This is a genomic window from Palleronia aestuarii (assembly GCF_003253995.1).
Classification (GTDB): Bacteria; Pseudomonadota; Alphaproteobacteria; order Rhodobacterales; family Rhodobacteraceae; genus Palleronia; species Palleronia aestuarii.
Genome location: NZ_QKZL01000008.1, coordinates 38,917 through 63,142 on the forward strand (window position 1 = coordinate 38,917; position 24,226 = coordinate 63,142).

Annotated in this window: 19 protein-coding genes; 11 read left to right on the forward strand and 8 right to left on the reverse strand. The window is 69.0% G+C overall.

Going from position 1 to position 24,226, the window contains the following annotated elements; all coding sequences use genetic code 11:
* Positions 1-15: 15 nt before the first annotated feature.
* Both LX81_RS11055 and LX81_RS11060 read right to left on the reverse strand, forming a co-directional pair.
* The gene (locus LX81_RS11055; RefSeq protein WP_111537386.1) at positions 16-1,491 is read right to left on the reverse strand and encodes an alpha/beta hydrolase; all 1,476 of its coding nucleotides are present in this window, start codon (positions 1,489-1,491) and stop codon (positions 16-18) included.
* Positions 1,492-1,567: 76 nt separating this feature from the next.
* Positions 1,568-2,059 carry an Lrp/AsnC family transcriptional regulator gene (locus tag LX81_RS11060; RefSeq protein WP_111537387.1) on the reverse strand — a complete coding sequence of 164 codons (492 nt, stop codon included), beginning with the start codon at positions 2,057-2,059 and terminating at the stop codon, positions 1,568-1,570.
* Positions 2,060-2,164: 105 nt separating this feature from the next.
* On the opposite strand from LX81_RS11060, the gene putA reads away from it, so the two are divergent.
* From putA to LX81_RS11075, 3 genes are all read left to right on the forward strand, one after another.
* Positions 2,165-5,560 carry a bifunctional proline dehydrogenase/L-glutamate gamma-semialdehyde dehydrogenase PutA gene (gene putA / locus LX81_RS11065; protein ID WP_111537478.1) on the forward strand — a complete coding sequence of 1,132 codons (3,396 nt, stop codon included), beginning with the start codon at positions 2,165-2,167 and terminating at the stop codon, positions 5,558-5,560.
* Positions 5,561-5,643: 83 nt separating this feature from the next.
* Positions 5,644-6,378: a rhomboid family intramembrane serine protease gene (locus LX81_RS11070; RefSeq protein WP_111537388.1), complete on the forward strand. Its 735-nt coding sequence runs from the start codon at positions 5,644-5,646 to the stop codon at positions 6,376-6,378.
* On the forward strand, positions 6,375-6,740 hold the full coding sequence (locus LX81_RS11075) for a GFA family protein (protein ID WP_111537389.1): 366 nt from the start codon (positions 6,375-6,377) through the stop codon (positions 6,738-6,740). Before LX81_RS11070 ends, LX81_RS11075 begins: the two co-directional genes overlap by 4 nt.
* Before the next feature lie 2 nt (positions 6,741-6,742).
* Here the strand turns inward: LX81_RS11075 and LX81_RS11080 are convergent, their stop codons facing one another.
* On the reverse strand, positions 6,743-7,528 hold the full coding sequence (locus tag LX81_RS11080) for an inositol monophosphatase family protein (RefSeq protein WP_111537390.1): 786 nt from the start codon (positions 7,526-7,528) through the stop codon (positions 6,743-6,745).
* A gap of 118 nt (positions 7,529-7,646) precedes the next feature.
* On the opposite strand from LX81_RS11080, the gene LX81_RS11085 reads away from it, so the two are divergent.
* Positions 7,647-8,843, forward strand: coding sequence for an Aq_097 family APC-type transporter (locus tag LX81_RS11085; RefSeq protein ID WP_170133920.1), 1,197 nt, complete (start codon positions 7,647-7,649; stop codon positions 8,841-8,843).
* Positions 8,844-8,846: 3 nt separating this feature from the next.
* On the opposite strand, the gene LX81_RS11090 is transcribed toward LX81_RS11085, so the two are convergent.
* Positions 8,847-9,764 (reverse strand): LysR family transcriptional regulator, encoded by a 918-nt coding sequence (locus tag LX81_RS11090; RefSeq protein ID WP_111537392.1) that lies wholly within the window; start codon positions 9,762-9,764, stop codon positions 8,847-8,849.
* Between the two features lie 92 nt (positions 9,765-9,856).
* Here LX81_RS11090 and metF point away from each other — a divergent pair, with 92 nt between their 5' ends.
* On the forward strand, positions 9,857-10,720 hold the full coding sequence (metF, locus tag LX81_RS11095) for a methylenetetrahydrofolate reductase [NAD(P)H] (RefSeq protein ID WP_111537393.1): 864 nt from the start codon (positions 9,857-9,859) through the stop codon (positions 10,718-10,720).
* 247 nt (positions 10,721-10,967) lie between these two features.
* On the forward strand, positions 10,968-11,360 hold the full coding sequence (locus LX81_RS11100; protein ID WP_111537394.1) for a tautomerase family protein: 393 nt from the start codon (positions 10,968-10,970) through the stop codon (positions 11,358-11,360).
* Positions 11,361-11,531: 171 nt separating this feature from the next.
* Here the strand turns inward: LX81_RS11100 and LX81_RS11105 are convergent, their stop codons facing one another.
* The gene (locus LX81_RS11105; RefSeq protein ID WP_111537395.1) at positions 11,532-12,341 is read right to left on the reverse strand and encodes a YkgJ family cysteine cluster protein; all 810 of its coding nucleotides are present in this window, start codon (positions 12,339-12,341) and stop codon (positions 11,532-11,534) included.
* Between the two features lie 21 nt (positions 12,342-12,362).
* Positions 12,363-14,666, reverse strand: a complete 2,304-nt coding sequence (locus LX81_RS11110; RefSeq protein ID WP_111537479.1) for a xanthine dehydrogenase family protein molybdopterin-binding subunit — start codon at positions 14,664-14,666, stop codon at positions 12,363-12,365.
* A gap of 151 nt (positions 14,667-14,817) precedes the next feature.
* Between LX81_RS11110 and LX81_RS11115 the strand changes: the two genes are divergently transcribed.
* Positions 14,818-18,105 (forward strand): valine--tRNA ligase, encoded by a 3,288-nt coding sequence (locus LX81_RS11115; RefSeq protein WP_111537396.1) that lies wholly within the window; start codon positions 14,818-14,820, stop codon positions 18,103-18,105.
* On the forward strand, positions 18,102-19,205 hold the full coding sequence (locus tag LX81_RS11120) for a pyridoxal phosphate-dependent aminotransferase (RefSeq protein WP_111537397.1): 1,104 nt from the start codon (positions 18,102-18,104) through the stop codon (positions 19,203-19,205). Before LX81_RS11115 ends, LX81_RS11120 begins: the two co-directional genes overlap by 4 nt.
* On the opposite strand, the gene LX81_RS11125 is transcribed toward LX81_RS11120, so the two are convergent.
* Positions 19,202-20,398, reverse strand: a complete 1,197-nt coding sequence (locus tag LX81_RS11125; RefSeq protein WP_111537398.1) for a pyridoxal-phosphate-dependent aminotransferase family protein — start codon at positions 20,396-20,398, stop codon at positions 19,202-19,204. The two genes, LX81_RS11120 and LX81_RS11125, sit on opposite strands and share 4 nt — an antisense overlap.
* A gap of 124 nt (positions 20,399-20,522) precedes the next feature.
* Between LX81_RS11125 and LX81_RS11130 the strand changes: the two genes are divergently transcribed.
* Entirely contained in the window at positions 20,523-22,319 is a 1,797-nt protein-coding gene (locus LX81_RS11130; protein ID WP_111537399.1) for an ABC transporter ATP-binding protein, read from the forward strand.
* On the forward strand, positions 22,316-23,053 hold the full coding sequence (gene ygfZ / locus LX81_RS11135) for a CAF17-like 4Fe-4S cluster assembly/insertion protein YgfZ (RefSeq protein WP_111537400.1): 738 nt from the start codon (positions 22,316-22,318) through the stop codon (positions 23,051-23,053). The genes LX81_RS11130 and ygfZ overlap by 4 nt, the downstream gene beginning before the upstream one ends.
* A gap of 6 nt (positions 23,054-23,059) precedes the next feature.
* Here the strand turns inward: ygfZ and efp are convergent, their stop codons facing one another.
* On the reverse strand, positions 23,060-23,623 hold the full coding sequence (gene efp / locus LX81_RS11140) for an elongation factor P (RefSeq protein WP_111537401.1): 564 nt from the start codon (positions 23,621-23,623) through the stop codon (positions 23,060-23,062).
* A gap of 219 nt (positions 23,624-23,842) precedes the next feature.
* Here efp and LX81_RS11145 point away from each other — a divergent pair, with 219 nt between their 5' ends.
* A complete protein-coding gene (locus LX81_RS11145) occupies positions 23,843-24,166 on the forward strand; it encodes a DUF6280 family protein (protein ID WP_111537402.1) in 324 nt (107 codons plus the stop codon).
* Positions 24,167-24,226 lie beyond the last annotated feature (60 nt).

Sequence of the window (24,226 nt, forward strand, 5' to 3'; positions counted from 1 at the left end):
CCTCCCTGTGCATCATCACGTTGCAAGGAGCGGCGTGCTCGCCGCGATCGCCCAGGCAAGGCAGACCCCGAGGGCAAGCGCCGTACCTGTCCGGCCGCCTCGTGCGCCGATCCAGCGCGCCGCAGTGCCGTAGACCAGCCAGAAGAGACCGAGGACCGGCAGGACCGTGAACGCCACCCCGAGCCGCGGTGCCGCGATCATGCAAAGAAGCAAGGTCGCGATCGGCACGACACGGAGCGCGATCCTGGGACCTAGACCGCGTCCCGCGACGAGCGCCGCGTCGGCAAGACAGAAGGCGATCGTTCCCGGCAGCAGCAGCGCCATCATCCAGAGCCGCGGCCCGGTCGGAACGAAGGCCGCCCCGTAGCGGTCGAGCGCCGGCGCGAAGAGGCAGAGCCCCCAGAAGAGGAGCATGGCCGCACCGGCGGCCCGGATCCGCGCAGGCAGAACTCCGGCGCGCCAGAGGATCGCGAGTTGTACGCCGCCCCAAGCCAGGAAGAACGCGGCAAGCGGTCCGAACGCCGCGATCCCCACGAGCCCCTCGGGAACCGCGAGCGCCGCGATCGCGGCGGGCAGAACCGGGAGGACGAGCGCGCGGCGCATCAGCCCGGTGGAGCGCGGACCGGGCGCTTCGGGTGGGCCCAGGAGGCGCGACAGCGGGAGGGCGAGCGCCAGAACGCTGCCGAGAAGAAGGAGGAGCGGCAGGCCGGTCCGAGGCAGCGCGCCCGCGGGCGCGATCCCCGCGGCGGTGGCGAGCCAATCGCGAACTTCCCGCAGCGTCGTGGCGCTGTAGAGGACGCCCACATGCCCCACGAGGGGCGCGACCGCCGCGCGGCGGAGGACATCGCCCGCCCGCACGATCTCGCCCTCCTCGGCGTCGGGCGCCACAAGGCGCGCCCGATCGAGGGCGACCTCTCTGAGCCGTCCCTCGAACGCGCCCGATACGATCAGGAGGCGCGGGGGCGATGTGGGGGAAACCGCGTCGGAATACATCGAGATCGCGACGACTGCCGCGACATCGTCCGCTTCGCCCGCGGCGCGGATCACGATGTCGGTCGCCATCGAATGACCGAGGAGCGAGACCGAACCGCCGATCCCCTCCCGGCCTTCGAGCGCCGCCCGGACCTCCCGCGTCTGCGTCACCAGATCGGCCGTCGCGCCGTCGAGGCGGGTGACGTCGCCCCGCATGGGCAGCGGATTGCGTCCGTGGCCGTGAAAGTCGAACGCGGCGGCCGCGAAGCCCGACCGCGCGAGCGTCGCGGCGATGGTCTGCATGAATTGCCGCGACCCGCCGTAGCCGTGCGCCACGACGACGAGCGGATGCGGCCCCGCGGTCGCGGGTTGCCAGAGCGTCACCGGTGTCGATCCGACGGCGAAGCTGTCCACGCGGAGTCCCGCGCGCACCGCCTCGAGCCGCCAGATGCAGGCGAGAGACAGCGCCGTCAGGCCGACGGCCAGCAGGTATGGCCAGAGGCGCGGCAACCGGGTCATGCCGGGGAGCTAGCGCCATCGGCTTCAAGGGCGCAACGCGCCATCTGCCGCAAGCGCGCGCTCTTCGCCCCTCGCCTCAGCCCGGATCCCCCGGCGTCGCCGCCGCGACGGCGGCGTCCTTGATCGCCTGCATCGCCACGAAGGTGGAGGTCTGGGCAACGTGTGGCAGGACAGAGATCCGCGTTCCGAGGATTTCGCGGTAGGTTGTCATGTCGGAGGTGCGGACCTTCAGGAGGTAATCGAAATCGCCCGCGATCATGTGGCATTGCTCGATCTCGGGCACGCGCCTGACGGCGGCGTTGAAGGCCGCGAGCGCGGCTTCCCGGGTATCGCCGAGTTTGACCTCGACGAAGGCCACGTGTTCGCGGTTGAGCCGCACCGGATCGATGAGCGCGCGATAGCCGGTGATGACCCCGGTCTGCTCGAGCCGTTTCAGCCGAGCCTGAACGGGAGATTTCGACAGGCCCACGCGGGAGGCGAGTTCGGTCACGCTGATCCGTCCCTCGACCCCCAGCACGTCGAGAATGGCGAGATCGAAGGTGTCGAGGTCGGATCTTTTCAAATGCACGGACAATGCCTCACAAAGCGGGCGGATCGTCTGTCGATCGACATCAATTCGGTCAGGTCGCCCGCGGGAACGGGGCTATACTATGATGTGACGAAGGAGATTGCCATGCCCCGCGACACGACCCTGCCCCCATCCGTCCTGCCCCTCTCGCCCTATCCCGATCCCGACGCGGTGCTGGAACGGCTCGTCTCCGAGGCGGCGCTCGCCGCGGGCGACCGCGCGCGCATCCGCAAGGCCGCCGCAGGCCTCGTGCGCCACATCCGGGAGGACAGCCGGCCCGGCATGATGGAGGTGTTCCTGGCCGAGTACGGGCTTTCTACCGAGGAGGGGATCGCGCTCATGTGCCTGTCGGAGGCGCTCCTGCGGGTGCCCGACGCGCCCACGATCGACGCGCTCATCGAGGACAAGATCGCGCCGGGCGACTGGGGCACGCATCTGGGCAAGTCCACCTCGCCGCTCGTCAACGCCTCGACTTGGGCGCTGATGCTGACGGGCCGCGTCCTCGACGAGAAGCGCGCCTCCCCCGCGAAGGCGCTCCGCGGTGCCGTCAAGCGGCTGGGCGAGCCGGTGATCCGCACCGCGACGGGCCGCGCGATGCGGGAGATGGGCCGCCAGTTCGTCCTGGGCGAGGACATGGGAAAGGCCATGGAGCGCGCGAAGAAGCAGGAGGCGAAGGGCTACACCTATTCCTACGACATGCTGGGCGAGGCGGCGCGCACGATGGCCGACGCCGATCGCTACTACCGCTCCTACGACGACGCGATCGCGAAGATCTCCCGCGGCGCCAAGCACGACAGCATCGCGAAGAACCCCGGCATCTCCGTCAAGCTCTCCGCGCTCCATCCCCGCTACGAGGTGGCGCAGCGCGACCGCGTGCTCGACGAGCTCGTCCCCCGCGTCCGCGACCTCGCCGCCAAGGCGGCGGAACTCGGCATTGGCTTCAACATCGACGCGGAGGAGGCCGACCGCCTGACCCTCTCGCTCGAGATCATCGCGCGCGTGCTCGAGGATCCCCGGCTCGAGGGCTGGGACGGCTTCGGCATCGTCGTGCAGGCCTATGGGCCGCGGGCGGGCGCGGTGATCGACTGGATCGCGGAGACGGCGTCGAAGCTCGACCGCAAGCTCATGGTCCGCCTCGTCAAGGGCGCCTACTGGGACACGGAGATCAAGCGCGCGCAGGTCGAGGGGCTGGAGCGCTTCCCCGTCTTCTCCCGCAAGCCCGCGACCGACGTGAGCTATATCGCCAACGCCCGCAAGCTTCTAGAGAACCGCGCGCGGATCTACCCGCAATTCGCTACGCACAACGCCCATACGGTCGCGGCCGTCCTCGACATCGCGGACAGCCTCGACGCGCGCGTGGACGAATACGAGTTCCAGCGCCTTCACGGCATGGGCGAGGCCCTCCACGACGTGGTGATGGACCGCCACGACACGCGCTGCCGCATCTACGCCCCCGTGGGCGCGCATCGCGATCTCCTGGCCTACCTCGTCCGCCGCCTGCTCGAGAACGGCGCGAACTCCTCCTTCGTGAACCAGATCGTGGACGAGACCGTTCCCGCCGAAGAGGTCGCCGCCGATCCCTTCGCCGCGCTGGGCTACACCGCCCCGGTGACGCCCGGGACCGACATCTTCCTGCCCGAGCGGAAGAACAGCCAGGGCTGGGATCTCGCCTGCGCCGACCATCTCGACCGGATCGAGGCCGCGCGCGCGCCCTTCCGCGACGCGCGCTTTGAGGCCGGACCGCTACTCGCGGTCGATCCGGCCCCCGACGCCGCGGCCTCCGTAAAGAACCCCGCCGATCCCGGCGACACGGTCGGGGAGGTTCGCGCCGCGAGTGCCGAGGATGCGAAGGTGGCTCTCGACGCGGCAGAAACCTGGGACGCCACGCCCGAGGAGCGGGCGCGGATGCTGAACGCGGCGGCCGATCTCTACGAGGAGAACTTCGGGCAGATCTTCGCCATCCTCGCGCGCGAAGGCGGCAAGACGCTCCGCGACGGCGTGGCGGAGCTGCGCGAGGCGGTGGACTTCCTGCGCTACTACGCCGCCCGGATCGCGGATCTCGACGCCGCCCCCCTGGGCCGCGTCACCTGCATCTCGCCCTGGAACTTCCCGCTCGCGATCTTCACGGGCCAGGTCGCGGCCGCTCTCGCCGCCGGCAACGCGGTGCTGGCCAAGCCCGCGGAGCAGACGCCCCTCATCGCCCATCTCGCCACCACGCTGCTGCACGAGGCGGGCGTGCCGCGTGGCGCGCTCCAGCTTCTGCCGGGCGGCGGAGAGGTCGGCGCGGCGCTCACCTCCGATGCCCGTGTCGATGGCGTGGCCTTCACCGGATCGACCGCCACCGCGCGCAAGATCAAGCAGGCGATGGCCGAGCATTGCGCCCCCGGCGCGCCCCTCATCGCGGAGACGGGGGGCCTGAACGCGATGATCGTCGATTCGACCGCGCTCCCCGAGCAGGCGGTCCGCGACATCGTGCAATCCTCGTTCCAGTCGGCGGGCCAGCGCTGCTCCGCGCTTCGCTGCCTCTACGTGCAGGAGGACATCGCGGAGGATTTCCTCGAGATGCTGACGGGCGCGATGGACGAGTTCCGCCTCGAGGATCCCTGGCACCTCGCCTCCGACAGCGGCCCGCTCATCGACGGCGCGGCGCACGAGCAGATCGCGTCCTACGTGACGAAGGCGCGCGAGGCGGGCCGCGTGATCCACGAGGCGCAGGCCCCCGGCACCGGCCACTTCCTCGCCCCCACCCTCATCCGCGTGTCCTCCATCGCGGATCTGGAACGCGAGGTATTCGGCCCCGTCCTCCACGTCGCGACCTACAAGGCGCGTGACATCGACCGGGTGATCGACGCGATCAACGCCACGGGCTACGGCCTGACCTTCGGGCTCCACACCCGCATCGACGACCGCGTGCAGCACGTTACCGACCGGATCGAGGCCGGCAACCTCTACGTCAACCGCAACCAGATCGGCGCCATCGTGGGCTCCCAACCCTTCGGCGGCGAGGGCCTCTCGGGGACCGGTCCGAAGGCCGGCGGGCCGTTCTACCTGCCCCGCTTCGCCCAAGCGCGGGAGAGCGAGCGGCCCGAGATGGTCCGCGAGATGCCGGGCCCCACGGGAGAATCGAACCGGCTCCACCTCGTGCCCCGCCCGCCGGTGCTCTGCCTCGGGCCCACGGACGCGGATCGCCGCGCGCAGGTGGCGGAGGTCGAACGTCTGGGCGGCGTGGCCAGGCCGCTCTCGATCCTGCCCGATCTGGAGCACGAGGACGCCTTCGGCGCGGCCATCTGGTGGGGCGACGAAGAGAGCGCCCGGTCCCTCGCGGGCCAGCTCGCCCGCCGCGACGGCCCGCTCCTGCGGCTCGTCACCGGCCCCGTGACCGTGCCCGACGTGATGCACGAGCGTCATCTCTGCGTCGATACCACCGCCTCGGGCGGCAATGCCGCCCTCCTCGCGCAGGTGGCCGACGACGATCCGCACCGCAAGACCGGCGTGGCCTGAAACGAGCGGCGGTGCGCGGGGTCGCGGCCCCGCCCCCCGCGTGCGGACCTTGACCGTCCCGCGCCACTTGGGCACGAGGGACCATGTTCCCGATCCGCGACCACAATCCCTCGCAATCCGTGCCGTGGGTCACCTACGCGCTCATCGCCGCGAACGTCGCCGTCTTCTTTGCCACCGCGCCCGCCTTCGCCGACCCGCGCGCGCTCGCGGCCCTTCTGGAGCGCTGGGCCCTCGTGCCCGCGATCTCCTCGCCGGTGACGTTCCTCAGCTCGCAATTCCTGCATGGCGGGCTCATGCACCTGCTGGGCAACATGTGGTTCCTCTGGCTCTTCGGCGACAACATCGAAGAGGAGATGGGGCCGCTTCCGTTCCTCCTCTTCTACCTCGCCGCGGGCGTTGCGGCGGCGATCGGACAGACGCTCCCCGACCCCGGCTCGACCGTGCCGATGGTCGGCGCCTCGGGCGCGATCGCGGGCGTGATGGGCGGCTATCTCCTGCTCTTCCCGCGGGCCCGCGTGGACATCCTCGTCATTCTCCTGATCTTCTTCCGGATCATTCCCGTACCCGCCTGGATCGTGCTCGGCATCTGGTTCGCGCTGCAGATCCTCTCGGGCGCCAATACGCCCGCGGGCGCGGGCGGCGTGGCCTATTGGGCGCATGCGGGCGGTTTCGTGGCCGGCATCGCGCTCACCCTGCCGCTTTTCCTGCGCCGCGGCGGCCCGCGCTACTGGCGCCGCACGAGCGGCCACCCCCCTCACGCCCCCGCGCGTTACGCGACGCGGGCGAGCACCATTCCCAAAGTAGGACGCAAGAGATGAACGACGTGACCCTGACCTGCCATTGCGGCGCCGTGGAACTCCACGCGATCCTCGCGGACGGGATGGAATCGATCCGCCGCTGCGACTGCTCGTTCTGCTCGCGCCGGGGGGCGGCCACGGTCTCCGCGCGGCTCGAGGACGTGGAAGTGGTGCGCGGTGAGGCGGACCTCACGCTCTACACCTTCGGGACCGGCACGGCGCAGCATTACTTCTGCCGCCATTGCGGGATCTACACCCATCACCGCCGCCGCTCCGACCCCACGCAATACGGGCTCAACGCGGCCTGCATCCGCGGCGTGGACGTGCGGCTGCTCGATCCGATCCCGTGGACGGACGGCCGCAACCATCCCTCCGACGCCTGAGATCACTCGGCGCGCACGACCTGGGCGAAGGTCTCGAAGATCGCGGCGTTCGTCGCGATCACGTGCCCGCTCTCGAGGATGCTCTCTCCCTCGACGATGGGCGCCACGAGACCGCCAGCCTCGCGTACGAGGATGAGCCCCGCGGCCATGTCCCAGGGGTAGATGCCGCGCTCCCAGAAGCCGTCGTAGCGGCCCGCCGCGACATAGGCGAGATCGAGCGCGGCGGCCCCGAACCGCCGCACGCCCGCCGTCGCCGGCAGGATGCGGCCCAGATCCTTCAGGCTCCGCGGCAATTGCCGGCTGCCGCCGAAGGGCAGGCCGGTCGCGAAGATGCACTCGATCATCTTGTGGCGGCCCGAGACGCGGAGCCGGGTCTCGTTCATGAACGCCCCCTGCCCCTTCTCGGCCACGTAGAGCTCGTCCTTGGCCGCGTCGAAGACGACGCCCGCCACGATCTCGCCCTTGTGCTCGAGCGCGATGGAGACGGCCCAATGCGGCAGCCCGTGGAGATAGTTCGTCGTTCCGTCGAGCGGATCGACGATCCAGCGCCGCGTCGGATCCTTGCCCGGCACGGGATCGCTCTCCTCGCCGAGCCAGCCGTAATTCGGACGCTCCTTGGTGAGGATCTCGCGCACGATGCGCTCGGCCTCGAGATCGGCGCGGGAGACGAAGTCGCCCGGCCCCTTGGAGGAGACCTGCAGGTTCTCCACTTCCCGGAAATCCTTGACGAGCGAACGGCCCGCGGCCCGCGCGGCCTTGATCATCACGTTGAGATTTGCACTGGCCATGCGTCGCTCCTTCGGTCCGAACCCGGCCTATAAGGTCCGCACGCGGCAAAGCCAAGCCGAACCGGCGGGTCTGGCTGCTTGCCTCTCCCCATATCCTGCCGCAAGAGCGGGGGAGACAGTGAACCCGTCCTCGCGCGGTGCCCCCGTCCGGCTCGGACCGGGACATGCCCCGAGGCTCCGACCGGAGGCCGCCATCCGCACGCTGCTCAGCGCGACCGCCTCGCCGCTCTCCTCCATCTTCGGGAGCGGATTCCTGGTCATCGTGCCGATCCTCGCCGCGGCGGTGGGCTCCTTCTCGCCCCTCGCGATGGCGGTGGTCTGCGCCGTGGCCTATCTCCTCGGCGCCGCGATCCGCTTCAACATCCGTTACGCGGAACCGGCGCTCGCGGCAACGCCGGGCCGCCTTCTCCTCGGGATCGAACGAGCGTCCGACGTGGCGCTGATCCTGGCCTACGTGATCTCCGTCTGCCTCTACATCCACATCCTCTCCTCGTTCCTCCTCGGCGGGTTCGGGGTCGAGGCGGAGGCTACGCTGCGCTGGCTCACCACCGCGATCATCGCCGCCATCGCGCTCGTCGGCGTGACGCGGGGCCTCGGCGCGCTCGACCGGCTGGAGATGCTGGGCCTGGCCGTGACACTTCTCATCGTGGTGCTTCTCGGGGCGGGTTTCGCGGTCTACGACGCCTCGGTCCTCTCCGGGCCGGGCTTCACGCCCCCCGCGACCGAGGATCACACGCCCTGGGAGGTCGCGACCATCGTCGCCGGCACGCTGATCGTGGTGCAGGGCTTCGAGACGCCGCGCTATCTCGGTGCGAGCTACGACATGGAAACGCGGATCCGCGCCTCGCGCCTGTCGCAATGGATCGCGGCCACCGTCTACATCCTCTTCGTCGCACTCGCCCTGCCCGCGCTCCATACGCTCGGCGGTGCATATGACGACAACAGCCTCATCGACCTCGTCGCGGCGGCCGCCCCGCTCCTCGCCCTCCCTCTCGTCGTGGCGGCGGTGCTGAGCCAGTTCTCCGCGGCCGTCGCCGATACCCATGCCGCGACCGGGAACATGGCGGAGCTCACGCGTGGCTGGCTCGACGATCGGCGCGGATGCCTCCTCGTCGCGGCGGGCGCCATCCTGCTGACCTGGTTCGCCGACACGCTGCAGATCCTCGCCATCGCGTCGCGGGCCTTCGCCGTCTACTACGCGCTGCAATGCGCCGTCACGTTCATTGTCGCGCAAAGCCTTGCCGTCCGGATCGCCGCGGGCGCGCTCGTCGCGCTCTGCACGTTCGTGGCCCTCTTCGCCGTACCCGCGGGCTGAGCCTCAGGCGGAGGCCTTGGCGCGCTGGAGTTTCACGGGTTCCGTCCGGGCGAGGCGCAGGAAATGCGCCATGAAGGGCTCCGTCGTCTCGCCGCCCCGCGTCGCCGCATAGAGCCTGCGCGTGAGCCCCCCCTTCGTGATCGGCCGCGTGACGTAGTCCGAATGCCGCGCCACGTCCCGCACCACCCAATCGGGCAGGACCGCGACCCCCCTCTGCGACGCCACGAGAAGCAGGATCACCGCCGTCAGCTCCACCTGCCGGACGGCGCCGGGCTCCACCCCCGCGGGGGTCAGCAATTCGGTGAACACGTCGAGCCGGGCGCGCTCCACCGGGTAGGTGATGAGCGTCTCGCCCACGAAATCCTCGGCCACGACGAAGGGTTTCTCGGCGAGCGGATGCCGGGCTGAAGCGACGAAGACCGGCTCGTAGTCGAAGAGCGGCGTGAAATCGACATCCTCGATCCTCTCGGGATCGGACGTGACGACGAGGTCCACCGTCTCGCGCACCAGCGCGGGCAGCGCCTGGAAGGCGAGGCCGGGGCGGATGTCCACGTCCACCTCCGGCCAGGCATGGCGGAACTTCTCGAGCACCGGCATGAGCCATTCGAAACAGGCGTGACATTCGATCGCGATATGGAGCCGCCCGGACCGCCCGGCCTCGAGCGCCGCGAATTCCGCCTCGAGCGCGGCCATCTCGGGCAGGATCCGCTCCGCCGCGCGCAGCACCTTCATTCCCGCCGCCGAGAGCCGCATGGGCTTCGCGCGGCGCACGAAGAGCTCGGCCCCGGTCTGCTCCTCAAGCGCCTTGACCTGATGGCTGAGCGCGCTCTGTGTGATGTTGAGCATGTCCGCCGCGCGGGCGAGCCCGCCGGCATCGTGGATCGCCTTGATCGTTCGCAGGTGACGGAACTCGATGCGCAACTTGCACGTACCTCATAGTCTTGTTGAGCGTTATGAATTTGTCTCACGGGCGCCGCAATGCGACAAGCACTCATCAGCGAAGGACGCCAGACATGACCCGCCCCGCCATCTCGTTCGAATTCTTCCCGCCGAAATCCCTCGAGGCGTCGTTCCGTCTCTGGGACACGATCCACGCGCTCGCGCCCCTCGCGCCCGACTTCGTCTCCGTCACCTACGGTGCCGGCGGCACCACGCGGGAGCTGACGCACGAGGCGGTGACGACCATCGGCAAGCTCACCGGGCTCAAGGTCGCGGCCCACCTTACCTGTGTCGATGCAAGCCGGGCGGAGACGCTCGAGATCGCGCGCAGCTATGCGGAGGCCGGGATCACCGACATCGTGGCGCTCAGGGGCGACATGCCCGGCGGCAAGCCCTTCGCGCCCCATCCCGAGGGCTTCGCCAATTCGGTCGAGCTGATCGCGGCGCTGAAGGAGACGGGCGATTTCACCCTGCGCGTCGGCGCCTATCCCGATCCGCATCCCGAGGCGTCGGACCCGGACGCGGACGTGGCCTATCTGAAGCGCAAGGTCGATGCGGGCGCGGACGCCGCGATCACGCAGTTCTTCTTCGATGCGGAGACGTTCTTCCGCTTCCGCGACCGCTGCGTGGCCGCCGGCATCGACGTGCCGATCATTCCCGGCATCCTGCCGATCGAGAACTGGAAGGGCGTCAAGAAGTTCGCGAAGTCCTGCGGCACGCCGATCCCCGAAGAGCTCGACCGCGCCTTCGAGGCCGCGGCCCGCGACGACCGCTCCGATCTCCTCGCGACCGCGCTCTGCTCGGAGCTTTGCTCCGATCTCCTCGAGGGCGGCGTGGAGAACCTGCATTTCTACACGCTGAACAAGCCGCAGCTCACCCGCGACGTGGTCCACGCCCTGGGCCTCGCGCCCGAAGCCGCGCTCCAGAAGGTCGCCTGAAGCCGGGTCCGGCCGCATCCGGGGAAGGATGCGCCTGGTGAGACGAGGGCGACGAAGAACGATCCGGGCGGTGGCAGGAGGCCGCCGCCTTTTCTTTATCGAGCGAGCGACCGGTTCCGCCATCAAAAGGGTCCACCGTCGAAACCGCCCTTGCGGGCTCGAAGATGACCCGGGAAACCAAACCGCTTCAGAGGTGTTCGGCATCGTTGTTCGTGTTGGGACATCGTAGCAAGGGTAATACCGAGAAATGCCGCTCCTGAGAATTGAGATGATCGAAGGACGTTCGGACGAAGAGCTCCGGCACCTCCTCGATACCATCCAGAATTGCGTCGTGGAGGCTTTCGGCGTCCCCGAAACCGACCGCTATCAGATCGTCCACGAACACAAGCCAGGCCGCATGGTGTTCCTCGACACTGGCCTCGGCTTCTCCCGGAGCGACCGGATGATCTCGATCCAGTTCTTCACCAGCCCGCGGACGCATGTCGAGAAGAAGAAGGTATACCGGCTTCTCTCGGAAAACCTCGAAAAGGAATGCGGTCTCGATCCGAACGACCTTCTGATCTCGGTCTTCACGAACCGGGAGGAAGACTGGAGTTTCGCCCAGGGCGAAGCACAATACGTGACCGGACGCCTGCCTTGAGCGAGGATACCGCTTCCCGTCGGGAGGCAAGGACGTAGTCGACGATCCGTCGATTGCGCGAGGTCCGCGTCGCCCCGCATCACCTGTGCCGGCAGTCTCAATCGCAGAAAACGGTCCCGCAGGTTTCGCCCCTCGACGTCGAACCCGGACGGGATCGGCCGGCCTCCGCTCCTACCTCCTTCGCGCGGCCGCCGCGCTCGAAACCAGTCCGCGGAGCGCCTCGTCGAGCATCTTCGGCGGATGGCGCGCCGCATCGAGCGCGGCGTCCACGTCCCGGCCCTCCAGCGCCGCCGCGTTGAGGCGGGCGAGCGCGAAGGTCTCGACCCGCACGACACCCCTCAACGCAGCGCGCGCGAGGCCGTGGACCGCCAGCGCGTCGGGATGGGTGGAAAGCAGCCCCGCGCCCGGCGCGGCGCCGCCCTCGGCATTGATCCGGCACGCTTCCGCGTCGCTGGAGAGATAGGCGCGGCAGAGGCCGGGCCGTTCGTCGTAGGCGCGACAGGTCCGCGTTTCGGGATCGAGCGCGGGACAGGCGGCGGGATGCCAGTCGCGTCCGTCGGGCCGTCCCGCGAGGGGTGCGAGCGCCCCATGCATCCGCCGTGCCTCCACCTCCGTGATCGTGCCCCCGTCCGGCCCGTCGAGGATGCAGCAGAAGGCGCAGCCCGCCCGGCAGGCCGCGTCGCGCAGCACGGGCGGCGGGTTGCGGGAAATTTCCGTCTCGAGCGCGCCGCGAAGCTGCTCCGCCGCACTGCCGTTGCCGAGCCCCCGCACGATGTCGCGGAGCGACGCGCCATGCGCCGCCGCCGTTCCGATCCATGCCGAGAGAAGCCGCCGCGCCCGCTCCGCCCGGTCGGCCGGTCCGGGGATGGCGGCGCGCGCCACGCGGGCGCGCAGCCCGTCGAGGTCGAGCGGCGCGTCGCGGGCGGCCCGCGCATCGCGCCGCCGCGCGGCCCGTCCCGCGGGCTTGCCCGTTCGCGCCATGAGATGCGGCTCCGGGCGGACCTATTCCGCCGCGACCGCCGGCCGGGCCTCGTTCAGCATCGCCCAGACCCGAGCGGGCGTGAAGGGCAGGTCCACCTGCCGCACGCCCTCGTCCCAGAGCGCGTCCTGCATGGCGTTGGCCACGGCCGCGAGCGCGCCCACGGTTCCGGCCTCGCCGCAGCCCTTCATCCCGAGCGGATTGGCCGTCGAGGGAACGGGATGCGTGTCGAAGGAGATGAACGGCATCTCCGCCGCGCGCGGCATCCCGTAATCCATGAAGCTCGCGGTCAGAAGCTGCCCGTCCGCGTCGTAGACGACCCGCTCGCTCATCGCCTGCCCGATGCCCTGCACGACGCCGCCATGCACCTGGCCCTCGGCCAGCATCGGATTGATGAGGTTGCCGAAATCGTCGACAACCGAGTAGCGCACGACATGGGCTTCCCCGGTCTCGGGATCGACCTCGACCTCCGCCACGTGGGCGCCGTTCGGATAGGACCGTCCGGGCAGCGTCTCCTCGCCGGCGAAGGTCAGCAGGTCCTCGCGTCCCGCCTCCCGCGCCATCGCGGCCGCCTCGAGCATGGTGGGCGTCTCGTTCGAGCCTTCGATCCGGAACCGCTCGTCGTCGAAGGTGACGGCCTCCTCGGTCGCGTCGAATTTCTCGGCGAGGAAGGCCGAGAAATCGGCGATCATCTTCCGCGCCGTGCCGAGCGTCGCGTTGTTCTGCGTCGTGACGGAGCGCGAGCCGCCGGTGCCGCCGCCCGAAGCGATCAGGTCCGAATCGCCCTGCACGACATTGATCCGGTCCGCCGGGATCCCGGTGTGATCGGAGAGGAACTGCGCGAAGACGGTCTCGTGCCCCTGCCCGTTCGACTGCGTGCCGACATAGATCGACGCGGTATCGTCGTCGTGAATCTCCACCTTCACGTTCTCCGTGGGCGAGCCCAGGATCGATTCGATGTAGTAGCAGAGCCCGATGCCCCTGAGCCGCCCGCGCGCACGGCTTTCCTCCCGCCGCTTGGCGAAGCCCTCGCGATCCGCCGTCGCGGCCACCCGCGAGAGCACCGCGGCGAAATCGCCGACGTCGTAGGTCTCCCCGGTCGCGGAGGTATAGGGGAAGGCGTCTGGCGCGATGAAGTTCTTGCGCCGAAGCTCCCACGGATCGACGCCGAGCTCGCGCGCGGCATGTTCCATCACCCGCTCGAGCGCGAAGATCGCCTCCGGCCGCCCCGCACCGCGATAGGCATCGACCGGCGCGGTGTTGGTGAAGACCCCCCGCGTCCGCAGCCACGTCGTCTGCACGTCGTAGGTTCCCATCAGCACGCGGCTGAAGAGCTGCGTCTGGATCATCTGCCCGAAGGTTGAGTTGTAGGCCCCGAGATTGCAGAGATTCTCGATCCGGTAGGCGGTGATCCGGTAATCCGCGTCGAAGGCCAGTTCCGCGTCGTGGACGAGGTCGCGTCCGCCATTGTCCGACAGCATCGCCTCGCCGCGCTCCGACATCCAGCGCACCGGCCGGCCGAGCTTCATCGCCGCCGCCGCGACGGCCAGGTATTCGGGATAGACGAACCCCTTCATCCCGAAGCCGCCGCCCACGTCGGGGTTGGTGGTCCGCACGTTGGCCTCGTCGAGCCCGAACATCCGCACCAGCTCGCCCTTCATCCCCCAGACGCCCTGCCCGCCGAAGCAGACATGCAGCCGCCCGCCCTCGTATTCGGCATAGGCGCCGCGCGGCTCCATCGACGACACCATGATGCGGTTGTCCTCGATGCGGAGCTTCACGACATGCGCGGCCTCGGCGAACGCCTTCTCGGTGGCCGCCTCGTCGCCGAGCCCGAAATCGAAGGCGAGGTTCTCGGGCGCTTCCGCGTGGATCGCCTCGCCGCCCACCACCGGCTCCACATGGGCGGGCAGGTCGGTGAGGTCGAGCTCCACGAGCTCGGCGGCCTCCCGCGCGGCGGCGAGCGTCTCGGCCACCACGAGCGCGACCGGCTCGCCGATGAAGCGCACCCGGCCCTCGGCGAGGAACGGCCGCTTCGGGCTCGCCCCGGTGCTCTCGTCGCGATTCGTCACCGCGGAATAGGCCATGCCCGTCTCGAGCCCCATCTGAGCGCAATCGGCGGCCGTGAGCACCAGCGCCACGCCCTCGACCTCCATCGCGGCCTCGGTGTCGATGCCGCCGATCTCGGCATGACCAACGGGAGAGCGGACGAACACCCCGTGGAGCGCACCCTCGGGCGCGATGTCGTCCACGTAGCGGCCCTCGCCGGTGAGGAACCGAACGTCCTCCTTGCGCACCACCGGTTGGCTCTTGCCGAAAGTCTGCATCGCGTCCTCCGTCTGACGTTCCGGACGCACCCTAGCCATCCTGCGGCGCGATGCCAGTGGCGAATGCGCACGGGCGGCGCGGAGCGGCGGCGGCCCTTTCCCTCGGCCCGGCCTTTGGCTATCCCGGCCCGGACCGCGCGAGGAGGCTCCGATGCCCATGGAAAAGACGTTTCAATTCACCGAGGCCGAGCCGCGCCTTTACGCCTCCTGGGAGGAAGCCGGATGCTTCCGTGCCGGGGCCGGCGCCGCAGCGGGGGCGGAGACGTTCTCGATCATGATCCCGCCGCCGAACGTGACGGGCGCGCTCCATATGGGCCACGCCTTCAACAACACGCTGCAGGACATCCTCGTGCGCTGGCACCGGATGCGCGGGCACGACACGCTCTGGCAGCCCGGCACCGACCATGCCGGCATCGCCACGCAGATGGTGACGGAGCGCGAGCTCGCGAAGGACCCGTCGAACCCCACCCGCGCGGAGATGGGACGCGAGGCGTTCCTCGGCCATGTCTGGGAGCAGAAGCGGCGTTCGCGCGGCAACATCATCGGGCAGTTGAAGCGCCTCGGCGCGTCCTGCGACTGGAGCCGCGAGGCCTTCACCATGTCGGGCGCCCCCGGCGCGCCCGAGGGCGAGGAGGGCAATTTCCACGACGCCGTCATCAAGGTCTTCGTGGAGATGTACGAGAAGGGCCTGATCTACCGCGGCAAGCGGCTGGTGAACTGGGATCCGCATTTCGAGACGGCGATCTCCGATCTCGAGGTCGAGAACGTGGAGGTGCCGGGCGCGATGTGGCACTTCCGCTACCCGCTCGCGGGCGGGGCCAGCTACACCTACGTGGAGAAGGACGCGGACGGGAACACCCTCTTCGAGGAGGAGCGCGACTGGATCTCCATCGCCACCACCCGTCCCGAGACGATGCTGGGCGACGGCGCGGTCGCGGTCCATCCCTCCGACACCCGCTACGCCCCCCTCGTGGGCCAGCTCTGCGAGATCCCGGTGGGTCCGAAAGAGCACCGCCGCCTGATCCCGATCATCACCGACGAATATCCCGACCCAGATTTCGGATCGGGCGCGGTCAAGATCACCGGCGCGCACGATTTCAACGACTACGCGGTGGCGAAGCGCGGAAACATCCCCTGCTACCGGCTCATGGACACCAAGGGCGCGCTCCGCGCCGACGGCGCACCTTACGCGGAGGAGGCGGAGAAGGCCCGCGCCTTCGTCGAGGGTGCGGACTGGACGGAGGCGGAGATCGACGCGATCAACCTCGTCCCCGACGCCTATCGCGGCCTCGACCGGATGGCCGCGCGCGACCGGATCGTGGCCGACATCACCGCCGAGGGTCTCGCGGTCATGGTCCCGGCCACCGATCCCCGTCTGGGGCAGGCCCCGGGTCAGGCCCGGGGCGCGTCGGGGAAATCCGCAAGCAACGCCGCCCCGGCCCCCGAGCCGGGGCCTCTCGCCCCCGAGGAAGGCGGCGAGGCGCGGACGGAGCCCGACGCCCTCGTCCCCCTCGTCGAGCGCAAGCCGATCGTGCAGCCCTTCGGCGACCGCTCCAAGGTCGTGATCGAGCCGATGCTGACCGACCAGTGGTTCGTCGACGCGGAGAAGATCGTCGGCCCCGCCCTCGACGCGGTCAGAAACGGCCAGACCCGCATCCTGCCCGAGCGCGACGCCAAGGTCTATTTTCACTGGCTCGAGAACATCGAGCCCTGGTGCATCTCCCGGCAACTCTGGTGGGGGCACCGGGTCCCGGTCTGGTACGGCCCCTATCTCCGCGAGGACGGCACGCGGCCCCACGCGGCCCACGAGATCACGGCCCCGGTCGATGCCGGCGTGATGATGCAGGGCGGGCAATGGACGATCGCCTTCTGCGGCGAAAGCGCGGAGGCCGTCCGCGAGGAGGCCGAGGCCTGGTATCGCGCCCGCATGGGCAGCCGCGTCACGGTGCGCTTCGCCGAGGAGGATGCGGACGCCGTGCCGCCCCATGCGGAAGAGCCCGGCGCGGAGATCGTCACGTTGCGCCAGGACGAGGACGTCCTCGACACCTGGTTCTCCTCCGGCCTCTGGCCGCTCGGCACCCTCGGCTGGCCCGAGGAGACCGACGAGCTGAAACGCTACTTCCCGACCTCCACCCTCGTCACCGGCTTCGACATCATCTTCTTCTGGGTCGCGCGGATGATGATGATGCAGACGGCGGTGCTCGCGGACGAGAAGCCCGATCTCGCGGACCGCGTGCCGTTCCGAGACGTCTACGTCCACGCCCTCGTCCGCGACGCCAAGGGCAAGAAGATGTCGAAGTCGCTCGGCAACGTCATGGACCCGCTCGACCTCATCGACGCCTACGGCGCCGACGCGGTGCGCTTCACGCTCGCCGCGATGGCCGCGATGGGCCGCGACCTCAAGCTCTCCGAAGAGCGCATCGCGGGCTACCGCAATTTCGGCACGAAGCTCTGGAACGCCTTCCGTTTCGCGGAAATGAACGGCGCGCTCGCCCCCGGTGCACGCGCGGTGCACGATGTGCAGACATCCGGTGCACGCGGGACGCACGATGTCGGCACAACGGATGCACGCGGATCCGACGTCCCGTGTACAGGTGCTGCACGCCCCGTGCACGCGAGTCAGACAGTCAATCTCTGGATCATGGGCGAAGTCGCCCGTACCCGCGAGGAGGTCGACGCCGCGCTCGCGGGCTACCGCTTCAACGACGCCGCCACCGCCCTCTACGGCTTCGTCTGGGGCCGCGTCTGCGACTGGTACCTGGAGCTCTCGAAGCCCCTCTTCGCCTCGGAAGACACGGAAATCGTTGAGGAAACCCGCGCCACGATGGCCTGGGTCCTCGACCAGTGCCTGATCCTGCTGCACCCGATCATGCCCTTCGTCACCGAAGAGCTGTGGCAGGGCGAGGGCAAGCTCATGCTGGCCCCGTGGCCGGAGTACCAAGCCGCTGATCTCGTTGACGAAAAGGCCGACGCGGAGATGTCCTGGGTGATCTCCCTCATCGAGGCCATCCGCTCCGTCCGCGGCGAGATGAACGTCCCCGCGGGCCTCCAGGTGCCGTTGCTGCAGCTCGATCTCGACGAAGCGGGCCACGCCGCGTGGGAGAAGAATGCCGCGTTGATTCAAAGGCTTGCCCGGATCGAGAGCCTGCGCGAAGTGACCGAGCCGCCGAAAGGCGCGCTCACCGTCTCCGTTCCGGGCGGCACCTTCGCCCTGCCGCTCGCCGACATCATCGACGTGGAGGCCGAAAAGGCACGTCTCGCCAAGGCCCTGGCAAAGCTCGAGAAGGATCTGGCGGGCCTCAACGGGCGCCTGAAGAACCCCAAGTTCCTCGCCTCCGCCCCCGAGGAGGTCGTGACCGAAACGCAGGAGCTCATGGCCGAGAAAACCGAGGAAAAGGAACGGCTTGAGGCCGCCCTCGCGCGTCTGGAAGAGCTGTGAGCGGCCCCCGTCTGACGCCGCTCGCGACCTCCCTGCCCGCGACGATCCCCTTCGTCGGCCCCGAAACGATGGAGCGTCTCCGCGGCGCCCCCTTCACCGCCCGCCTCGGCGCCAACGAAAGCCCCTTCGGCCCCAGCCCCCGCGCCATCGCCGCTATGTGCGATGCCGTGACGGAGGCTTGGATGTATCCCGACCCGGAGAACCACGACCTCCGCCAAGCCCTTGCGGACTATCACGAAATTGGGCTCGATCATATCGTCGTCGGCGAGGGGATCGACGGCCTCCTGGGCGTCGTCGTCCGCCTCCTCGTGGCCCCCGGCGACGCCGTCGTGACCTCGGACGGCGCCTACCCGACCTTCAATTACCACGTGGCCGGGTTCGGCGGGACGCTCCACAAGGTCCCCTACCGTGACGACCGCGAGGATCCGCAAGCGCTCCTCGATCGCGCCCGCGAGACCGGGGCGAAGCTCCTCTACCTCTCAAATCCCGACAACCCCATGGGATCATGGCACGATCCCGCGACGATCGAGGCGATGATCGGCAATCTGCCCGACGGCTGCCTTCTCGTCCTCGACGAGGCCTATGCGGGATGCAGCGACATACCCACCGCGCCGCCGCTCGATGTCGACGATCCCCGCGTCATCCGGATGCGGACCTTCTCGAAAGCCCACGGCCTCGCCGGCGCGCGGGTCGGCTACGCCATCGGGGCCGCCCCGCTCGTCGCGTCCTTCGGCCTCGTGCGGAACCATTTCGGCGTCTCCCGCCTGTCGCAGACGGCCGCGCTCGCGGCGCTGTCGGACACGGATTGGCCCGTTGAGGTGCGGCGCCGCATCGCCGAAAGCGCGAGCGCGATCAACGACATCGCCACCGACGCCGGGCTCGTCGCCCTGCCCACCGCCACCAATTTCGTCACCATCGATTGCGGTCGCGATGGCGCCTTTGCCCGCAAGGTTCTGGACGGGCTGCTTCGTCGCGGCATCTTCGTGCGGATGCCCGGCGTGGCCCCGCTCGACCGGTGCATCCGCGTGAGCTGCGGTCCCGCGCCGGACATGGAACGGCTTGCGCAGGCGTTGCCCGGAGCCGTCGCGGAGGCAAGCTAGGCCTCCGCGCAGACCGACGCCGCGGCGTCGAGCCCGCCCGGCCCGTGCGGAATGTCGAGCGCCTTCAGCCCGGCCTGGATCACCCCCAGAAGCCCCATCGTCATATGCGCGTTGATGTGCCCCATATGGCCCACGCGGAAGAACCCGCCGGCCTCTGGGCTGCCCGGAGGTGCCATGCCGAGGCCGATGCCGAGCGTGACGCCCGCCTTCTGTTCGCACCACGCGCGGAGCCGGTCGCCGTTGTCGCCGCCGATCCGGATCGCGGTCACCGCGTGGCTGCGATACGCGGGGTCGGCCATGTTGATCTCGATCGGCCCCTCCGCCCCCCAGCCGTCGAAGGCGGCCCAGAGCGCGCGGGCAAGGATCGCGTGGCGGCGCATCACCTGCTCGAGGCCCTCCTCGCGGATCATGTCGAGCGCGGCGCGCAGGGCGAAGAGGTGATGCGTGGGCGCCGTGCCGTCGAAATGGCGGTAGAAGTCGACGGGATCGGTGCGCGGCCGCCAATCCCAGTAATGCGTGACGCAACGCGCGTTCTCCCGCACCCGGTCTGCCTTGTCGTTGTAGAAGACGAAGGCGAGGCCCGGCGGCGTCATCAGGCCCTTCTGGCTGCCGGTGATCGCCACATCGACGCCCCAGGCATCCATCTCGAACCGGTCGCAGCCCATGCAGGCGATGCAATCAGCCACGAGGAGAGCCGGATGGCCGGTCTCGTCGAGCACGCGCCGCAGCGCCTCGAGATCGTTCCGGATACCCGTGGACGTGTCGACATAGACGGTAAGGACGGCCTTGATCCGGTGCTCGCGGTCCTCGACGAGGGCCTCGCGCACCCGCTCCGCGTCGATCGGGCTTCTGAGGCCGAAATCGATGATCCGGTTCTCCACCCCGAGCGCCGCCGACATGTCGCTCCAGGTATGGCCGAACCGTCCCGTGGCCGGGATCAGAACCGCGTCGCCGGGGCTCAGCATGTTGGCGAGCGCCGCCTCCCAGCCGCCATGGCCGTTGGCGATGTAGATCGCGCAATGCTGCTCGGTCTGCGCGACGTATTTCAGATCGGCCACGAGCTCCGGCATCATCTCGTGCAGCTCGCCGGTATAGATGTTGGGCGCCGCCCTGTGCATGGCCCGGAGCACGGCGTCGGGAATGACCGACGGGCCGGGAATTGCGAGATAGGGACGTCCGTTGGCGAGACTCATGGCGGGCACTCGAATGGTGGTGGTCGTTTTGGCCCTATGCGCCTGAGGGGGTAAGGTCAATCGACGCGGAAGGCGACGCGGCGGCGCTTTCCCCCGGCGGGGATCCGCGCTAGGCCTCCGGCCGATGTCCTCGTCCGCCTCATCCCCGAAGGCCGCCGCCTTCTCGCCGAGCTCTCGCGCCCTGATGATGCGGCTCTGGCACGATTACGTGTCGACCCATTGGCGCTGGCTCCTCGTCGCGACGCTCCTGATGATCGTCGAGGGCAGTACGCTCGGGGTTCTGAGCTGGATGCTGCAGCCGATGTTCGACCGCGTCTTCGTCGCCGGCAACACGTCGGCGATGTGGTGGGTCGGCGGGACGATCTTCGCCCTCTTCGTGATCCGCGCGGTCACCGGGGTCGCGGAGAAGGTGATCCTGACGCGCGTGGCGCAGCTTACCTCCACGGCGATGCAGACGGACCTGCTCGCGCACATGATGACCCTCGACAGCACTTATTTCCAGACCAACGCGCCCGGATCGCTGATCGAACGGGTCCAGGGTGACACGCTCGCCGTGCAGAACGTCTGGCAGGTCATCATCTCTGGGCTCGGCCGCGATGTCGTGGCGCTGATTTCGCTCACGGTCGTGGCGCTCTCGATCGATGTCGGCTGGACGCTCACCGCGGTAATCGGCATCCCGCTCCTCATCCTGCCGTCGGTGACGCTGCAACGTTACGTCCGGCGGAAGACCCGGGAGATGCGGTTCTCCTCCATGAGCCGCGCCACCCGCCTCGACGAGATCTTCCACGGGATCAACGCGATTAAGCTCAACGGCATGGAGGCCTATCAGCTTGGCCGATTCCGTCGCGTCGTCGACCGGATCGTGCGCAACCAGGTCCGCAAGGAGGCCGGGCGCGCCATGCTGCCGGGCCTGATCGACGTGGTTACGGGTCTCGGCTTCTTCGGCGTGCTGATCCTCGGAGGGCGGGAGATCATCGCAGGCGATAAGAGCGTGGGCCAGTTCATGTCGTTCTTCACCGCGATGGCATTGGCCTTCCAGCCGCTCCGGCGTCTCGGTGGCGTCGCGGGCGTGTTCCAGATCGCCGCGGCCTCGCTCGAGAACATCTACACCGTCTTCGCGCTCCACCCGTCCATCGTTTCGGGCCCGGGCGCTGGCGTGCGAGACGTGTCGCGGCCCGAGATCGTGGTGGAGGGCGCGCGCTTCGCCTACGGGGACGCCAACGTGCTCGATGGCGTCGATCTCGTCGCCCGTGCGGGCGAGACCACGGCCCTCGTCGGTCCGTCGGGCGCGGGCAAAAGCACGCTCTTCAACCTCCTGACGCGGCTGGTGGAGCCGCAATCGGGTTGGGTGACCATCGACGGACGCGACATCCGCGACATGCCGCTTGCGGACCTGCGCGGCCTCTTCTCCGTGGTCACGCAGGACGCACTCCTCTTCGACGAGACGATCCGGGAGAACATCCTCCTCGGCCGGACCGATATTCCCGAAGCGCGGCTCCGTGCGGCGGTGGAGGATGCTCATGTCGCGGATTTCGCGGACGACCTGCCGCTGGGACTCGAAACGCTCGCGGGTCCGCGCGGCTCGAACCTCTCGGGCGGGCAGCGCCAACGCGTGGCGATCGCCCGGGCGCTCCTGCGCGACACGCCGATCCTGCTCCTCGACGAGGCGACCTCGGCGCTCGATGCCCGGTCGGAGGCGGTGATCCAGTCGGCGCTCGACAGGTTGAGCGCGGGGCGCACGACCCTCGTCATCGCCCACAGGCTCGCGACCGTGCGCGGCGCGGACCGGATCGTGGTGATGCGCGGCGGACGGGTTGTCGAGGAAGGCAGGCATGACGATCTGTTGCAGGGCGACGGCACCTATGCCGAGCTTTACCGCCTGCAATTCGCCGAAACCGCGCCTGACGGAGGTTCCGAATGACGAACGACCGCACCATCCTGTCGATCGAGGGGCGCGACCGCGTGGCGTTCCTGCAGGATCTCGTGACGAACGACATCACCCATCCGGAGCGGATGACCTATGCTGCGCTCCTGACGCCGCAGGGCAAGTACCTTGCCGATTTCTTCGTCGTCCATGACGGCGGGCGGCTGCTCCTGGATGTCGCCACCGCCCTCGCCCCGGCACTCGCACAGCGCCTCTCGATGTACCGCCTGCGCCGCGACGTGAAGATCACGGAAACGGATCTCCGTTCCTCGCGCGGGACAGGCGAGCCGCCCGCAGGCGCCTTCCCCGATCCGCGCCACCCCGAGCTTGGCTGGCGCCGCATATCGGAGAGCGGAGAGGTGGACGATACCGACTGGGACGCCCTCCGCGTCGCGCATTGCATTCCGGAAGCCGGGCACGAACTCGTCGTGGGCGAGAGCTACCCGCTGGAAATGGGGTTCGACCGACTGAACGGCGTGGATTTCCGCAAGGGATGCTATGTCGGACAGGAAGTCACTGCGCGGATGAAGCACAAGACCGAGCTGAAGAAGGGCCTCGCGGCCGTCGCCCTATCCGCCCCCGTCCCGCCCGGAACCGAGATCACGTCGGGCGGGCGCACGGTCGGAACCGTGCATACGCAATCCGGGGGACGCGCGCTCGCCTATCTTCGCTTCGGCCGCGCCGGAACGGAACCGCTTGAGGCCGGGGGAGCCGAGGTGACGCTCGCCTGACGGGCCTTAAGCCCGCTCGGCGTATTCCATCGTTTCGGTATTGACGACGATCTCCTCGTCCTGACCGACGAAGGGCGGGACCATCACCTTCACGCCGTTCTCGAGGATCGCGGGCTTGAAGCTGTTGGCCGCGGTCTGACCTTTCACCACCGGCTCCGTCTCCGCGATCTTGCAGACCACCTTCTGCGGCAGCGTCGCGTTCAGCGCCTCGGCCTCGTAATACTCGATCTGGATCGTCATTCCGTCCTGCAGGAACGGCCGGCGTTCGCCGAGGATCTCCGCGGGCAGCTCGATCTGTTCATAGGTCTCGCTGTCCATGAAGGTCAGCATGCCGTCGGATTCGAACAGGAATTGCTGGTCCTTCTGCTCGAGCCGGACGCGCTCGACCTTGTCCGCGGACCGGAAGCGTTCGTTCAGCTTGGAGCCGTTGCGGAGGTTGCGCAGTTCGACCTGCGCGAACGCACCGCCCTTGCCGGGCTTCACGTGGTCGACCTTCACCGCGGCCCAGAGGCCGTTATTGTGCTCCAGCACGTTGCCGGGCCGGATCTCGTTACCATTAATCTTGGGCATGCGCGGGCCAAACCTTGCAAATTGGTTGATGAGCGGATTTCGGACCCTATATCCCTCCCTTGCAAGCCGCGCAACACGGCCCGCAACCTATGGATCCACGACTTGGAGCTATGCATCTTCCGCAAGGGTGCCATTCCGAAACAGGGACCCTGCGCTGGATCAAAGCGTCCATAAGGGGCGCCACGCTAACCAAGACAAGAATAAGAGCAAGGAAGACGAATGTCCGACTTCGTTGATGGAACCGCTTTCAATCACGAGCAAGGCAACCGGGCGCGCAAGCTGTTTGCCGCCGTGGTCCTCGCCGCGCTCGATGATGCCATCGCGGACGACAAGAAATACGGCAATGGTCCCGAGCAAATTGCGCGGTGGGCGCGGTCGCGCGATGGGCGCGAAGTGCTGAGCTGCGCCGGAATCGACCCGAACGAGCGGGTCGTGACCGGGCTGATGGAATTTGTCTCGAAGGGTATCCGCACCTCCGTCGCGCTGAGCCGCGAGGAGAGCGAACGCCGCCACGCCGCGCAGGCCGAGGCCGAGGCCGCCTGATCCCGACCGGTATGCTTCCGACGACGCCGTGGGCTCCGCCTGCGGCGTCGTCGTTTTCTA

Coding starts and splice junctions, on each gene's coding strand:
- LX81_RS11130 (WP_111537399.1), top strand. CDS start 20,523: ATGTCCTCGTCCGCCTCATCCCCGAAGGCCGCCGCCTTCTCGCCGAGC.
- LX81_RS11115 (WP_111537396.1), top strand. CDS start 14,818: ATGCCCATGGAAAAGACGTTTCAATTCACCGAGGCCGAGCCGCGCCTT.
- LX81_RS11125 (WP_111537398.1), bottom strand. CDS start 20,398: ATGAGTCTCGCCAACGGACGTCCCTATCTCGCAATTCCCGGCCCGTCG.
- LX81_RS11105 (WP_111537395.1), bottom strand. CDS start 12,341: ATGGCGCGAACGGGCAAGCCCGCGGGACGGGCCGCGCGGCGGCGCGAT.
- efp (WP_111537401.1), bottom strand. CDS start 23,623: ATGCCCAAGATTAATGGTAACGAGATCCGGCCCGGCAACGTGCTGGAG.
- putA (WP_111537478.1), top strand. CDS start 2,165: ATGCCCCGCGACACGACCCTGCCCCCATCCGTCCTGCCCCTCTCGCCC.
- LX81_RS11100 (WP_111537394.1), top strand. CDS start 10,968: ATGCCGCTCCTGAGAATTGAGATGATCGAAGGACGTTCGGACGAAGAG.
- LX81_RS11055 (WP_111537386.1), bottom strand. CDS start 1,491: ATGACCCGGTTGCCGCGCCTCTGGCCATACCTGCTGGCCGTCGGCCTG.
- metF (WP_111537393.1), top strand. CDS start 9,857: ATGACCCGCCCCGCCATCTCGTTCGAATTCTTCCCGCCGAAATCCCTC.
- LX81_RS11080 (WP_111537390.1), bottom strand. CDS start 7,528: ATGGCCAGTGCAAATCTCAACGTGATGATCAAGGCCGCGCGGGCCGCG.
- LX81_RS11075 (WP_111537389.1), top strand. CDS start 6,375: ATGAACGACGTGACCCTGACCTGCCATTGCGGCGCCGTGGAACTCCAC.
- ygfZ (WP_111537400.1), top strand. CDS start 22,316: ATGACGAACGACCGCACCATCCTGTCGATCGAGGGGCGCGACCGCGTG.
- LX81_RS11070 (WP_111537388.1), top strand. CDS start 5,644: ATGTTCCCGATCCGCGACCACAATCCCTCGCAATCCGTGCCGTGGGTC.
- LX81_RS11110 (WP_111537479.1), bottom strand. CDS start 14,666: ATGCAGACTTTCGGCAAGAGCCAACCGGTGGTGCGCAAGGAGGACGTT.
- LX81_RS11145 (WP_111537402.1), top strand. CDS start 23,843: ATGTCCGACTTCGTTGATGGAACCGCTTTCAATCACGAGCAAGGCAAC.